The organism is Micropepsis pineolensis (assembly GCF_055392125.1).
Genome location: NZ_AP042408.1, coordinates 414,178 through 427,761, shown reverse-complemented (window position 1 = coordinate 427,761; position 13,584 = coordinate 414,178). Strand labels below are relative to the sequence as shown.

Annotated in this window: 13 protein-coding genes; 8 read left to right on the top strand and 5 right to left on the bottom strand. The window is 60.0% G+C overall.

Translation table 11 applies throughout. The annotated features are described in order from the left end of the window. Nucleotide 1 precedes the first annotated feature (1 nt). From ACZ5RI_RS01920 to ACZ5RI_RS01905, 4 genes are all read left to right on the top strand, one after another. Nucleotides 2-1,276 carry a murein hydrolase activator EnvC family protein gene (locus ACZ5RI_RS01920; protein ID WP_464515524.1) on the top strand — a complete coding sequence of 425 codons (1,275 nt, stop codon included), beginning with the start codon at nucleotides 2-4 and terminating at the stop codon, nucleotides 1,274-1,276. Further along, complete coding sequence (locus tag ACZ5RI_RS01915; protein WP_464514426.1) at nucleotides 1,273-2,580, top strand: S41 family peptidase; 1,308 nt, start codon at nucleotides 1,273-1,275, stop codon at nucleotides 2,578-2,580. Before ACZ5RI_RS01920 ends, ACZ5RI_RS01915 begins: the two co-directional genes overlap by 4 nt. Before the next feature lie 108 nt (nucleotides 2,581-2,688). Beyond that, on the top strand, nucleotides 2,689-3,753 hold the full coding sequence (locus ACZ5RI_RS01910) for a divergent polysaccharide deacetylase family protein (RefSeq protein ID WP_464514425.1): 1,065 nt from the start codon (nucleotides 2,689-2,691) through the stop codon (nucleotides 3,751-3,753). Beyond that, on the top strand, nucleotides 3,750-4,235 hold the full coding sequence (locus ACZ5RI_RS01905; protein ID WP_464514424.1) for an RNA pyrophosphohydrolase: 486 nt from the start codon (nucleotides 3,750-3,752) through the stop codon (nucleotides 4,233-4,235). The genes ACZ5RI_RS01910 and ACZ5RI_RS01905 overlap by 4 nt, the downstream gene beginning before the upstream one ends. Before the next feature lie 23 nt (nucleotides 4,236-4,258). On the opposite strand, the gene ACZ5RI_RS01900 is transcribed toward ACZ5RI_RS01905, so the two are convergent. The 5 genes from ACZ5RI_RS01900 to ACZ5RI_RS01880 all read right to left on the bottom strand — a co-directional run bounded on the left by ACZ5RI_RS01900 (nucleotide 4,259) and on the right by ACZ5RI_RS01880 (nucleotide 10,496). Next, nucleotides 4,259-7,570: a tetratricopeptide repeat protein gene (locus ACZ5RI_RS01900; RefSeq protein ID WP_464514423.1), complete on the bottom strand. Its 3,312-nt coding sequence runs from the start codon at nucleotides 7,568-7,570 to the stop codon at nucleotides 4,259-4,261. A gap of 126 nt (nucleotides 7,571-7,696) precedes the next feature. Then, nucleotides 7,697-8,410 carry a MotE family protein gene (locus ACZ5RI_RS01895; RefSeq protein ID WP_464514422.1) on the bottom strand — a complete coding sequence of 238 codons (714 nt, stop codon included), beginning with the start codon at nucleotides 8,408-8,410 and terminating at the stop codon, nucleotides 7,697-7,699. Continuing rightward, nucleotides 8,407-8,808 (bottom strand): DUF6468 domain-containing protein, encoded by a 402-nt coding sequence (locus ACZ5RI_RS01890; RefSeq protein ID WP_464514421.1) that lies wholly within the window; start codon nucleotides 8,806-8,808, stop codon nucleotides 8,407-8,409. Before ACZ5RI_RS01890 ends, ACZ5RI_RS01895 begins: the two co-directional genes overlap by 4 nt. A gap of 9 nt (nucleotides 8,809-8,817) precedes the next feature. After that, nucleotides 8,818-9,978 (bottom strand): flagellar motor switch protein FliM, encoded by a 1,161-nt coding sequence (gene fliM, locus ACZ5RI_RS01885; protein WP_464514420.1) that lies wholly within the window; start codon nucleotides 9,976-9,978, stop codon nucleotides 8,818-8,820. Further along, nucleotides 9,978-10,496 (bottom strand): flagellar basal body-associated FliL family protein, encoded by a 519-nt coding sequence (locus ACZ5RI_RS01880; RefSeq protein WP_464514419.1) that lies wholly within the window; start codon nucleotides 10,494-10,496, stop codon nucleotides 9,978-9,980. The genes fliM and ACZ5RI_RS01880 overlap by 1 nt, the downstream gene beginning before the upstream one ends. Nucleotides 10,497-10,712: 216 nt before the next feature. Between ACZ5RI_RS01880 and flgF the strand changes: the two genes are divergently transcribed. From flgF to flgH, 4 genes are read left to right on the top strand one after another with little or no spacing between them, the layout of a single operon-like run. Then, the gene (gene flgF / locus ACZ5RI_RS01875) at nucleotides 10,713-11,453 is read left to right on the top strand and encodes a flagellar basal-body rod protein FlgF (protein WP_464514418.1); all 741 of its coding nucleotides are present in this window, start codon (nucleotides 10,713-10,715) and stop codon (nucleotides 11,451-11,453) included. 12 nt (nucleotides 11,454-11,465) lie between these two features. Further along, nucleotides 11,466-12,248, top strand: coding sequence for a flagellar basal-body rod protein FlgG (gene flgG, locus ACZ5RI_RS01870; RefSeq protein WP_464514417.1), 783 nt, complete (start codon nucleotides 11,466-11,468; stop codon nucleotides 12,246-12,248). Beyond that, complete coding sequence (gene flgA / locus ACZ5RI_RS01865; RefSeq protein ID WP_464514416.1) at nucleotides 12,248-12,781, top strand: flagellar basal body P-ring formation chaperone FlgA; 534 nt, start codon at nucleotides 12,248-12,250, stop codon at nucleotides 12,779-12,781. Before flgG ends, flgA begins: the two co-directional genes overlap by 1 nt. Before the next feature lie 12 nt (nucleotides 12,782-12,793). Then, nucleotides 12,794-13,522 carry a flagellar basal body L-ring protein FlgH gene (flgH, locus tag ACZ5RI_RS01860; protein WP_464514415.1) on the top strand — a complete coding sequence of 243 codons (729 nt, stop codon included), beginning with the start codon at nucleotides 12,794-12,796 and terminating at the stop codon, nucleotides 13,520-13,522. Nucleotides 13,523-13,584: the final 62 nt, after the last annotated feature.

The following is a 13,584-nucleotide window of genomic DNA, read 5'->3' as shown; positions in this document are numbered from 1 at the left end:
GGTGCTGGCGGGGGCGGTGCTTTTGGGCGCCGCCGATACCCCGCCGGCATCCTTGCGCCATCACACCCCGCCGACGGCCCAGCTTGCCGGCGTGCGGCTTATTGCGCGCAACAAAGACGATAAATCCCCCGATCCCGATCTTTCCGGCGCGGTGCCAGCCAGCGCCATCGATAAATTGCCCAGCACGGCGACGCAGGTGCAGTCTCTGCGCAGCACGATCGCCCAGCAGAAACCGCAGCTCGACGACGCCCAGAAAAGTCGTGATGCGCTGGCCGATGCGGCGAAGCAGCTTCATCAGAAGCTGATCGATACCGCCGCACGGATTCAAAGTCTGGAGGCGGAAAAAATGCGCCTCGATCGCGAAATTCCGCGTCTGGCCGCTGAAAACGCCAAACTTTCCGCGGGCTTTGCCGAGGATCGCCGGGCCGTGGCCCGTTTGGTGGCGACGCTGGAGCGGCTGCAACACACCCTGCCCCCGGCAATGGTGCTCAAATCTGACGATGCCTTGGGGGCGGCCCGCGCCGCCATGATGATGGGCGCAACCCTGCCCGATATTTACAAGCGTGCCGCCGTGCTGGCCAAACGGATCGAACACACCCGAAGCGTGCGCGAAACCCTGATTGCCCGCCGCCGTGAAGCTGCCGCTAACGGGGTGCAGATGGTGCGGGCTGAAAGTGATTTGTCTAAGCTTCTGGCGGTGCGTCAGGCGCAGGCCGCTGGTGCGGCGGCACAATACGACACGCTGAAAAAGAAATTCGACGAGGCCGCTTCGCGCGCGGCCAGCTTGCAAATGCTGCTCGACGAGACCTCGGTCCTGCGTAACACCCCTGCGGCGCAGGGCATTGTTACCGTGACAGCGCAAGGGGTGGGCGGTGCCACCACGCAGCATCTGATCCGCCCGGTCGCGGGGGATGCCCGTCCGGGCGGCGTCGATGGTGTCGGCGGGGCGGAGGCTCCGGGCCAGACTTTCACCACGCTGTCCGGTGCTCAGGTTGTGGCACCGGCCGATGCCAGTGTGCTGTTCGCCGGCCCCTATCAGAAAACCGGCCTAGTCTTGATCTTAGAATTGGCAAACGGTTACGATGCGGTTCTGGCCGGGCTGGGACGAATCGATGTCCACCTCGGTGATCGCGTACTGGCTGGTGAACCGGTGGGAAAAATGCCCGCTGGCGAAGGTCAGCCGCCGAGGTTGTATTTAGAACTTCGCCATAATGGGCGTGGTATTAATCCGGCACCATTTTTCAACGCCGGGTCAAGGAAAGCAAAGAGACCATGAAGCGCTTCTTGTTCGCCACCCTCTGCGCGATGATCGGCTTCGGTGCCGCGTTCTGCATTTTGCCGGCGGCGGGTGCCGGGGGCGATGCGGGCGTCTATCACCAGCTTGATCTGTTCAGTGAAGCCTTCGAGACGGTGCGGGCCAAATATGTCCGCCCGGTGCAGGACAGCGAACTGATCGATGCCGCCATCGAGGGGATGGTCTCCTCGCTCGATCCCCATTCCAGCTATTTCACGGCCAAAGAATTCTCGGATTTCCAGGTCCAGACCACCGGTGAATTCGGTGGTGTCGGTATCGAGGTGTCGGCGGAAGATGGCCTGGTCAAGGTCGTCTCGCCGATCGATGATACCCCCGCCGCCAAGGCTGGCATCAAACCGGGTGATTACATCGCCGCGGTCAACGGTGTTTCGGTTCAGGGGCTGCCGCTCGATCAGGCGCTCGACAAGATGCGGGGGCCTGCCGGCTCCAAGGTGACGCTGACCATTTTGCGCAATGGTGAAAAAAAGCCGTTTGACGTCACCATGGTGCGCGCCGTGATCCGGGTTGAACGGGTCAAATGGCATGCCGAAGGTGATGTCGGTTACATCCGTCTGACCGGCTTCAACGAACAGACCGCTTCCGACATGGAAAAGGCGGTCAAAGAACTCAAGAAGAAGATTGGTCCGAATTTGAAGGGCTGGGTCCTCGACCTGCGCAACAATCCCGGCGGTCTGTTCGATCAGGCCGTGGCGGTATCGGATGATTTCCTCACCTCGGGCGAGGTGGTTTCCACCCGTGGCCGTCTGCCGGAAGAGACCAAGCGCTATAACGCGGAAAAGGGCGATGTCCTTGGTGGCAAGCCGTTGGTGGTGCTGATCAATGGCGGTTCGGCGTCGTCGTCGGAAATTGTCGCCGGTGCGTTGCAGGATCATAAGCGCGCCACGCTGATCGGCATGAAGTCGTTCGGCAAAGGCTCGGTCCAGTCGGTCATCCCCTTAAGCCAGAATGGCGGGGCCCTGAAGATCACCACGGCACGCTACTACACGCCGTCGGGCCGTTCGATTCAGGCCGAAGGCATTGTGCCCAACATCGTTGTGGCTCAGGGCGACGAAGATAATCTGACCAAGGTGGAACGGCCGAGTGAAGCCGATCTGCCCGGCCATCTGTCGGGCGATGCCAAGAATGCCGACAAGATGGTCACGGTCATTCTGCCGGCACCGGGTAAGAAGTATGACGACTTCCAGCTCAGCTATGCCCTCGACGTCCTGCGCGGCAAGAAAACCGTGGCGACCGTCGAAAAGAAGCAGTCTTTGCAGAACAATTAACCATTCTGCGAGATATTATGCCTTAAATGGGCGGGATCCATTCCCGCCCATTTTCATGCTCCCCAGGGGGCTAGAGGATGGGCAGAAATTCCGGTGGCGTAAAAGCCGATGGCAGATGACACGCAAAAATCGCAAGGTGCCTTACGGCGTGCCGTCAGGGCGTTGTCGCCTGCCTATTTTACGGTAATTTTGCTACTGACCGGCGTGTGGTTTGCCGTGACATTTTTCGGCGATCCCCAGGCGGGTATGGCCAGCGTTAAAATGACCGTGGCCCCGCCGGTGGTGCTTGCCGCCAAGAAAACCGAAGAAGCCCCCAAACCCGCGGCCCCCGCCAAGACCGAGCCGGCAGCACCGCCCAAGGATGGCCTGATCGAGCAGACCGCGCAGGGGCCGCTGCCACGCATTGCCGCCGACGGTACCACGCCGATGCAGGCCTATGCCGGGGCTGCACCTGCGGGCAAAGAACCCCGCATTGCGATCATTGTCGGTGGTTTCGGCATTAACCCCAAGGCCAGCCTGAATGCGTTGACACTGTTGCCCGCCGGGGTGACCTTCGCCTTCATCCCCTATGCTTTCGGGGCCGATCAGATGGCGATGGTTGCCCACCAGAAGGGCCACGAGATTCTGGTTCAGATCCCGATGGAGCCTTATGACTATCCCGACAATGATGCCGGTCCCTATACGCTGCGCACCAATGCCGACGATGTCTCGAATATGCAGCGGTTGGTCTGGGTGCTGACCCGGATGGGTGGCTATACCGGTGCCATGCCGCTGATGGGCGAGAAATTTCTCACCGACCCCAGCTCGATTTCACCGGTGTTATCTTTCCTGGCCCGCCGGGGGTTGCTGTTCATTGACAATCATGCCGGTCATGGCGGTGCCAGTAGCGTGGCGGCGGGTAAGGCTGGCACGGCCTATGGTCATGCCGATGTCGCCATTGATGATGTTCCCGATGCAACGGCGATTGACCGCCAGCTGGCCGAGCTGGAAAAAATCGCCCGCGCCAAGGGCCATGCTATTGGTTATGCCCGGCTTTATCCGGTTACGATCGACCGGATCAGCCGCTGGCAGGAGACCCTGCCGGCCAAGGGTGTTGTGCTGGCACCGGCCTCGGCGGTAGTTTCCGCGCCGAAGCCCGTTTCTCCACCCTCTGTTGCCAAAGCGTCGAAATGAACGATAAAGCCAAGTCCCTGCCCTATCGCCCCAATGTCGGTATCCTGTTGCTCAATGCACAGGGCCTGATTTTCGCTGGTCGGCGTATCGATCAGACCATCGAATCCTGGCAGATGCCGCAGGGCGGTATCGACGAAGGGGAAACCCCGGTTGTGGCGGCTTTACGTGAATTGCAGGAAGAAGTTGGCACCGATAAAGCCACCGTCCTGCACGAAAATGATCACTGGCTGAGCTATGATCTGCCCGATCATCTGATCGGTGTGGCACTGCATGGCCGCTATCGCGGTCAGAAGCAGAAATGGGTGGCTTTACGCTTTACCGGCAGTGATGCCGATATCGCCATCGCTACGGCCGAGCCGGAATTCGACCAATGGAAATGGGCCAGCGCCGATGAGCTGATGGCGCTGATTGTGCCGTTCAAGCGTGATATCTATCGTGAGGTCTTTGCCGACTTCGCCGATCTGATCGGTAAACCGGCTTAAAAAAGCCGGTTTATTTCTGCACGCTATTTCTTCTTCGGCTTTTCCATATCGTTCATAAAGCCCTTCAGCGTATCGACCGCGGCCACCTGCGCCGCCGCCTGGCGGAAGGCGAGGCCCCGCATGTCGGTACGCTGGGTCACGATTCCGAAGGCTTTGCCGTCGGGCGAGGCATTCATCAGCGCGGTATAGCGGGCGCGGACCCGGTTCAGGCTGGTTTCATCACCGGCCAGCGCATAGGCGACGGCGGTGCGCAAAACCTGCTGGCGTTCGCCATCGCTCAGTGGGGACGCGTCGTTCCAGCGATTGCCTAAAGAGACTTCCATATGTTGCCCGGCGGCTGGCCAGTTGGCACTTTTCCAATAGACGTCGGCGCGGAACCGATCTGCGTCGGCGGATTTATCAACCCCGATCAGGTCAAGCGCCTCGTCCCAGCGTTTTAAATCGGCCAGCGCACGGGCCTGCAACAGCAGGCGCTGTTCGGCGACATCGTCCGGCATCGCCGAAATCCGCGTGGTCAGCAGGGTTTCCAATGCCACCTGTGGTTTGTGGTCCATCAACTGCACCGCTGCCAGTTTGGCGGCGACCTGGGCGCGGCCCATGCCGTCCAGTCGCTGGGTGACCTGATATTGCAGCAGGTCTGCGGCGGGGCCCAGCAGATCGACGGCGGTCAGCCGGTCGGCCATGTGACGGATCATTTCGTCGCCATCGGGGCCAATCGGGGTCAGGTCAATGAAATCATAGAACAGCCCCAGCGCGTCGGGTGGCGGCATGTTGTCGGCCCGGCCACGCAGGAACATGTCCGAGAACAGCGTCCGCATCTGGTCCTGGGCCCGGCTGGCGGCATCGGTTCCGGTGAAATATTTGGCCACCACGCGCAAATCGCCTAAGCCATCACGCCATTTCTTCTGCTTGAAATAGAGCATCGCCAGCTTGTTGAGGGTTTTAACTTCCAGCGAGTCCCCACGCCAGCGGAAGCGCAAACGCTCCAGTGCATTGATCGCCTGTTCGGGCGATATCTGACCGGACTGCAATCCAGCATCAATGCGATAATATAAAGCCTCGGCGGCTGCGCGCGGATCATTGCCACGTTCGACCGCGGCAAAAAGCTGGTCGGCAGTGCGCTTGTCGCCCCACAGCGCATAATAGCGCGCCCGGACCAGATCTGCCCGTGCTTTCAGTGTGTCGGGTACATCGGCAGGCATCATGTCGATATGTTTCTTGGCGTCATCGCGCCGACCGGTGGCCAGTGCGGCTTCCGCCGCGGCCAAATGTACTCTGGCCTGAATATCGCTGCGATAGCGGTTTAAAACCGGCGCGGCATGCTCCAGATTGGCAGCGGCGCTTTCGTAATTTTCCAGCGCGGCATCGGCCAGCCCGCGCCATAACGCGGCATGAGGGTCGGAATCAAACGAGGAATCGGATAGCGCGGTGCGGGCATCGCGATAACGGCCCATCTGATAATCGGCAGCCGCGCGCATAACCTGCAGCTGAACCGCGTTGGGGCTGGCCGCGTTGGCGTTGGGTCCCTGCATCATGTTGACGATGCCCAGCGCTTCGGCACCAAAATCGTTGGCCAGATAAAACCGTGCCAGATCGAGCCGGGCCTGATCGGCATTCTTGCCGGGGCGTCCGATCTGGGCGCGTAAATTGCGTTCGGTGGCGAGAAAACTGCCCCCGGTCATGCGGCCCCAATGGGCATAATCAAGGAAACTGTCTTCGCTGGCCGAAGGTGGCTGCAGGGTCTGCTCGCCTGTACCACCGCCCTGCGACAGGGCAAGGCCACCAGCGCGGGTGATTTCCACCCGTGGTGCGGCGATATTGATCGACAGATCATCGACAAAGGGTTCAACAACCACCCCCGCTGCGGTGGGCAGAACGGTGAAATCGACGAAATTACGCTCGGCCAGAACCGCCTGGCCCATGGTACCGGGGATCGCAATCAGTTTGTCCCGTGCGCCGGGATCGTTCAGTGTCACCGTTTTGCCCGCCCCTTCCAGGCTGGCAATCAGGGCGGCGCGGGCGGAATCATCCTGACCGCGGGTGAAGCCGACATTCTGAACGTTGCTGGCGGGGGATCCGCCCAGCTCAACCCGCAGGTTACCGTTATCGGCGTAGGCCGCGATGCGGACCGGTTTTTTTGTGGTCAGGCGCAGTACGCTGACGCCACTGGAAGAAATGGTATCGGCACTTTCCAGAATACCGTTTTGCAGCGCTTTGACCTGCGAAATGTCGAAGGTGGGTGCGCCCTGCACCACCACCCAGGCGGTGACACCACGGGCAAACGCCGCCACACTGCGCGATGCCGCCCCTGGAATAATCAGTTCGGCACGGTCACGGCCAAGCTTGCCCTGAATTTGCAAGGTGCCGGCGGGCGTGGCGCTGGGCTTGCCATCGGCGGCAACCACCTGCGGCTGGGGCAGTTTGGGATTGTTGAGTTTGGCCGAAACTTTGTTGATTTCAGCCGCCTGTTCGGCGCTGACATTTGCGTTTTTGCCGGATTCCCGCCCCTTATCGCGACTGGCGGTGTCTTTAAACGAGGAAACGCTGGGCCGTGACGTGCCGGGCGGCTGATAAGCCCCGGTATCGGTTTTCGGGGCCAGAATATCGACCACGACATGCGAACCATCGCGGAAATCATGATAGCCGGAATCGGAATCCGTGGTCAGATCGATAATCGTGTTCTGGCCATCGATATGCCAGCCAGCGGGTTTGACCCATGGCGGCATCTCCCGCTCCAGTGCGGTGAAATCGGGTTTGACCGGTGCGCCAAAGCGTAAGCTCAAACGGCCCGGTGCCGCCGAAACCGAATAGGGCACATTGCGCGGCCAGTCGAACACCACGCGAGAGAAGTTACGATAGGCCCCCGAGCGAACCTTCAGCGGTTCGAGATTGTCCATATCCACCGGTTTAGGCGGGGCGGCTTTGGCGGGGCCTTTCAGCGGTGCCGGGTTGCCGCTGAAGCCGGGTGGAATCAGGTCAAAGGCGGTTTTGCTGCCTGCGGTGCTGGTTTGCAGCCGTAGCGGCTGGCTCAAAGCAAAGCGAAAGGTTTTGCCGTCGGCATCGGCGTGGCCGTTACTGATGTAACCGGGCAGGGCGCGCACAATATCAGAAGGTTTGAGCGTGGTCTTATTGGGGAAGGTCAGTACCAGCACGCTGCCCGAAACCTGCGCGCGCGGGGTGCCAGCATCAAGGGTCAGCGTCAGGCGGCCATATCCACCCGAAGAGGCCCCGGCAAGACTATCGGCCGGCCATACCGGTGCCGCGGTGCACAGCATGCCCGCCAAAGCGCCGATTACCAGGCGCGGAACATACCGTCGCTCACCGCTCACCCGCATTGCCTCATCTCTACTCTGGCGAACATGAAACGGACGCCTTTAACCTTCCGTAAAAGTCTCACTGCACACGGCCCTAAAATACGTCAGCCCTTAAAGCCGTGCTTCGTTCAAACCGGTTTGTATGGACTATCCCTTGCGGGCGTCAGGCGCTGCTGCACCGGCAGCAGGTCCGGTCGGGATCGGTGTTTTGGGATTACAGATCAGCGCATCAGTCGTTGTTGGCACCGTTGGGGCAGCCACAGCGGGCAATTTCAGCCGGTTGGCCAGATTGACGGTCAGCTTCTGTGCCGCATCCGAATTCATTCCGGCCATCACCATGGCCAAAACGTCCGGCTTCATCGCCGCAGCCACCGGGATCAGCACATCGTCGCTTAAGTTGTTGAAGATGCGGGCCGCGTCTTTCGGGCGCATCGCCGAATAGGTTTTGACCAGCGAGGTGACCTGTTTTTGCTCTTCACCGTCGCGCTGGCCCAACAACTGATTAATCTGATCCTGCAATTGCTTGAGGGTGTCGATCTTGCCGTCGACGCGCTTTTCCGCCGCATCAACCAGCTGGATCTGATCCTGAATCGCCGCTTCGCGCGCATCCAGCTCTTCACGGCGCTTAGCCAGGGCCGAGACAACATCGCCACGGCCAGCGCTTTCGCTGTTTTCGTCCTGTCCCAGATCGTTGCCCGCCAGCGGGGCGGTATCTTCGGCCAGGATCGAGGTGTCGCCACTCATCGCATCCAGCCCCTGCGCCAGCGCGGTGCGCACCAGCCCCTCGCCTTTGACCGCCAGCAAAACCCCGCCGACGACCACCACCAGAGGTAGTATCCGCCGGAAACTAATGGGTTTCATCGCACCGTCCTCAGCGCCTCAAGCCGCTGCATGACGCTTTCCGAAGGAAGGCCAGTCGGTGCCGCCGCCGTGGCGGCATGCTTAGCCGAAATCGCGCGGTCAAAGCGCTCGGCAATGCGTTCACCCGAAGCGGTTAGCAGCGACAATTCGTCCGCCAGCGAGCGGGCCGATTTAACCCGGTCATTCAGCTCGGCCACCACGCTGCCTGATGCGGTGCGTAGTGCAGAAAGCGCTGCCCCGGCCCGCTCGATGGCGTTGTTCAGTTCGCGCACCGTGTTGCCCAAGGCCTGTTGGCCTTTATTGACCGCAGCCAGCCGCCGCTCCAATACGATGCAATAGCCCAGCGTGACGACCAGCAAGAGCGTCAGGGTAATTTCCAGTATGATGGAAAGGTTCATGGCAGCCCCCTAAAGTGCGCGCGACGCATCCGTGCGCCGTATGGCTTCCTCGACGCGCACCGCCACCGAAGATCCCGAGCGGCCCATCCGTCCCGACAACAAGGGCACCCCGCCACAGCGCAACTGAATGCGCGATTCCGGCGTGGCGTTTAGCAAAATGGTCTGCCCGATTTCCAGACTCATGATCCGGTTCAGTGGCATGATTTGTTCGTCAAGGATGGCATCAATTTCCACCGTGGTCGACCATAATTCGGTGGCCAGATGGCCTTCCCAGATCGAGTCACGGCCGAATTTTTCACCCATGAACTGCTGCAACAGCAGTTTGCGGATCGGTTCCAGCGTGGCATAGGGCAGCAAAAGTTCAATGCGCCCGCCGCGGTCTTCCATATCGACGCGCAGCTTGACCACGATGGCGGCGTTGGCTGGCCGGGCGATGGCGGCAAAGCGCGGGTTGGTCTCGAGCCGGTCGAGCTGGAAATTCACCGGCGACAACGGCTCGAACGCCTGGGTCATGTCGAGCAGGATCACCTCGACCATGCGCTGAACCAGCGAGCGCTCGATCGTGGTGTAGGGGCGACCTTCAATGCGCATCACCGAAGCGCCGCGGCGCCCGCCGAGCAGAACGTCGACAATCGAATAGATCAGGTTGGAATCGACGGTGAACAGACCGTAATTGTCTAGCTGTTCGGCGTGAAACACCGCCAGAATGGCGGGCAGCGGGATCGAATTGAGGTAGTCGCCAAACCGGATCGAGGTGATGTTGTCCAGACTGACTTCAACGTTATCCGAGGTGAAATTGCGTAAACTGGTCGTCATCAGCCGCACCAGGCGGTCAAAGACGATTTCCAGCATCGGCAGACGTTCGTAGGAGACCAGGGCTGAATTGATGATCGCGCGGATGCCGGACTTGTCCTGCAGCTGCTCGCTGTTCATATCGAAGCCTAAAAGGCTGTCGATTTCCTCCTGGTTGAGGATGCGTTCCGAGGCCCCGTCATCGCCCCCGGCCCCTGCCGCTTCCGCCGCGGCTGCAAAACCGCCCAACGCGTTGCCAATCGGCAACGAGTCGAGGTCATCATCTCCACCGGTATCCTGGGCGGCAAAAGCACCCAGGGCGCTGCTGATCGGCAGCGCGTCCAGGTCATCGCCACCGTTTTCCGGTTCGTCGGCCATTACTGCACCACCATTTCCTTCAGAAGGACGTCCCGCACATGATAGGGCACGGCGGCGGCATTGACCCGCCGTAACATTTCTTCCTTCAGCCGCATGACACCGGCCGATCCTTTAATATCATCGGCGCGTAATTCGCGCACATAGGCCTGTAATTGGTCGGTGATACGGGGCTGCAAGGCTTCGATACCGGCCTTTTCCTCGGGCGAGGCGACTTCCAGCGACACCGAAAGCTTGAGATAGGCGGTGGAACCGTCGGCGCCCTGAATGTTGGCCAGAATATCGGGCATGTCGAAATAGGCCACAGCGGGCGGCCCCGCCTGGGTGGTATCGGCGGCGGCATGGGCTTCAGCCGGTTCAGCGCTTTTGCTGAACACAAACAGATAAAGCGCGGCGCCAATGCCGGCCAGCAGCAAAATCACCACCACAATCGCGATCATCAGCATTTTCTTATTGCCGAAAAGACCCGATTTGGCTGCCGGTGCGCCGGCCTCTGTTTCGTCCTGATCTGTATCCGCCATTTTACGCGCTTATCCGTCCTGCAACAGCAAACACAAGGGTAAGCCGCTGTGGTTAACGAGTAGTTCAAATTCCCGGCAAGACAAGCCTATACCCGGCAATTTTTACCGTAGGAATCGTTTTTGCCAAACAAAAAACCTACGAAAATCAGCCCCCACCCTCTGGCATGAACAGTGCACCATATCCGGCGAAGGACCAGAAAGGATCCGTGAGCGCCAATGGATAACACGCTACTCATCAGTCTGTCGCATCAGCTCGCCCAGCAACGGTCGATGGATGTCATCGCGAATAACCTCGCGAACATGAATACCGCTGCTTATAAGCGCGAAGAGTCAAAGTTTGACGAATATGTCCATCAGAGCCGTCCCTCGCAGTGGCAGAAAGGCCCGCAGAGCATCGACTTCGTGGTCAACCCCAATTCCATTCGCGATATGTCGGAAGGCAGCATCGAGCAAACCGGCAATACCTTTGACGTTGCCATCAACGGCAATGGCTATTTCGCGGTGCAGACCGCGCGCGGCGAGCGTTATACCCGCAATGGCCATTTCACCCTGGATTCCGAAGGGCGGATCACGACCTCCGAAGGCGATCAGGTGCTGGGCGACGGCGGTGCCATCTCGGTTGCGCAGGAAGATGGCGACGTCACGATTGGTACCGACGGCGTGGTCAGTGGCGATCAGGGTCAGATCGGCCGGTTGCAGATCGTTCGCTTTAATAACGAGCGGGCGATGCAAAAAGAGGGCGATACCTACCTTAACACAACCGAGGTCGCGACCCCGGCGGATGGCGGTTACAGCCTCAAGCAGGGCATGCTGGAACGCTCGAATATCGAGCCGGTGACCCAGATGACCGACATGATCAACGTTATGCGTTCGTACCAGGCGGTGGCCAATCTGATCAACGGGCAGGAAACCCTGCACACCAACGCCATCACCAAACTCGCCACCATCCCGTCGTAAGGAGTATTGACTATGCGCGCACTTTCCATCGCATCGACCGGGATGCAGGCCCAGTCCACCAATGTTTCGGTTATCGCCAACAACCTGGCGAATATGAATACCACCGGCTACAAGCAGCAGCGTCCGGCCTTCGTCGACCTGCTCTATCAGAATATCGCCACCCCGGGCACGCAGTCCTCGGATACCGGCACCATCATCAACGGTGTTCAGCTCGGCGCTGGTGTGCGCACGCAGAGCATCTACCGCATCACCTCGCAGGGTGATCTGTCACAGACCTCGAACACCTATGATCTGGCCGTCAGTGGCAAAGGCTATTTCCGCATTCAGATGCCGGATGGCACCGACGCCTATACCCGTGATGGCAACTTCACGCTGTCTTCGACCGGGCTGTTGGTGACCCAGGATGGTTATACCGTCCAGCCGGGTATCACCATTCCCACCACCGCCACCGACGTGACCATCGGCACGACCGGTATTGTCGAGGCCACGGTTGCCGGTACTGCGACCAATGTCGGTCAGCTCGAATTGACGCGCTTTCCCAACGAAGCCGGGTTGGAATCGCTGGGCGATAACCTGGCCATCGAAACAGATTCTTCGGGTGCGCCGCAGGCCGGTGCCCCGGGTTCGACCGGGTATGGCACGATCAAGCAAGGCTATCTCGAAGCCTCCAACGTCGATTCGGTAACCGAAATCACCACCATGATTACCGCCCAGCGCGCCTATGAGATGAATTCCAAGGTCATTTCCGCTGCCGACAGCATGTTGCAAACCACAGCCAATATGGGGAGTTCGTGATGAAAATCCGTCTTTACCTGATCCTTGGCGCTTTAATCGCGGCGCTTGCGCTGGCCGCCTTTCCTGGTCCGGCCTATGCCGGGGGGCAGCGTATTGTGGTGCCTGTGCACGATATTGCCCGTGGCGATGTTGTCGGTCCGTCGGATTTCACCGTGGTGCCGGTGTCCGGCATGACGCAGTCGGGCACGGTTACGGCGGCCGCCCAGGTTTCGGGACTGGAAACACGGCGGGCGTTGCGCGCCGGGGAAGCCGTGCGCGCGGTCGATTTCCGTCACCCCATTATTGTCACTAAAGGTTCGACCGTAACCATGGTGTACGAGGTTCCCGGTGTTTCCCTTAATGCCACCATGCGCGCGATCAGTGCCGGGGGCATGGGTGAAATGGTGACGGTGCAAAATCCGGTGTCGTTCCGGCAGGTTAGCGCCATCGTGACGGGCCCCGGTCAGGTTAAAGCTGTAACCGGCAGCGGTTTGACGATTACGGCGGGCGCCGCGGCGGTCCCGACCGCCACCCTTTCCAGTGCCGCACCGTGAAGGAGGTCTGTGATGGCTTTGCATTCCTATCGCATTGCACTTGGCCTGGGGGCCGCCTTGCTTCTGGTCAGCTGTAATAATGTGGAGCGGTTGAAGGAAATCGGTACTGACCCCAAACTGGACGGAATCAGTCGGCCGGGCGAGCAAAACCCGGTTTCGGTGCCAATGCCGCAGGCCTCGGGTGAACAGCGCGGTGCCGGTTCCCTGTGGGTAGCTGGTTCCCACGCCTTCTTCCGCGATCCGCGCGCCAGCAAGGTTGGGGATATTATTACGGTCGATATTGCGATCGCCGACACGGCCAAGCTGTCTAATGATACCAAGCGGACACGCACGAATACCGAAGCGGCCGGTGTCACCAACATGTTTGGTGCCGAAACCTTTCTACCATCCTTTATGACGCCAAGTTCTCTGGTAAACGACAGCTCCAGTCTGTCGAACGAGGGGACGGGCTCCATCAATCGCTCCGAAGCCATTACCATGACAATGGCTGCGCTGGTGACCCAGACCTTGCCCAACGGCAATCTGGTAATCGGCGGTCATCAGCAGGTGCGGGTCAATGGCGAGCTGCGGGATTTGCAGATTTCCGGCATCGTGCGCATCGAAGATATCACCAGTGATAACACGGTGAATCTGACCCAGATCGCCGAGGCGCGCATCTCGTATGGTGGTCGCGGCACGATGAGCGACGTGCAGAGCCCGCGTTGGGGCACACAAATTCTGGACGCAATCCTGCCCTGGTAACGGGTGCGGCAGGTGTGTCGCCTGAAAAAAACAAAAGGGGGCCGCTGGGCCCCCTTAAATTT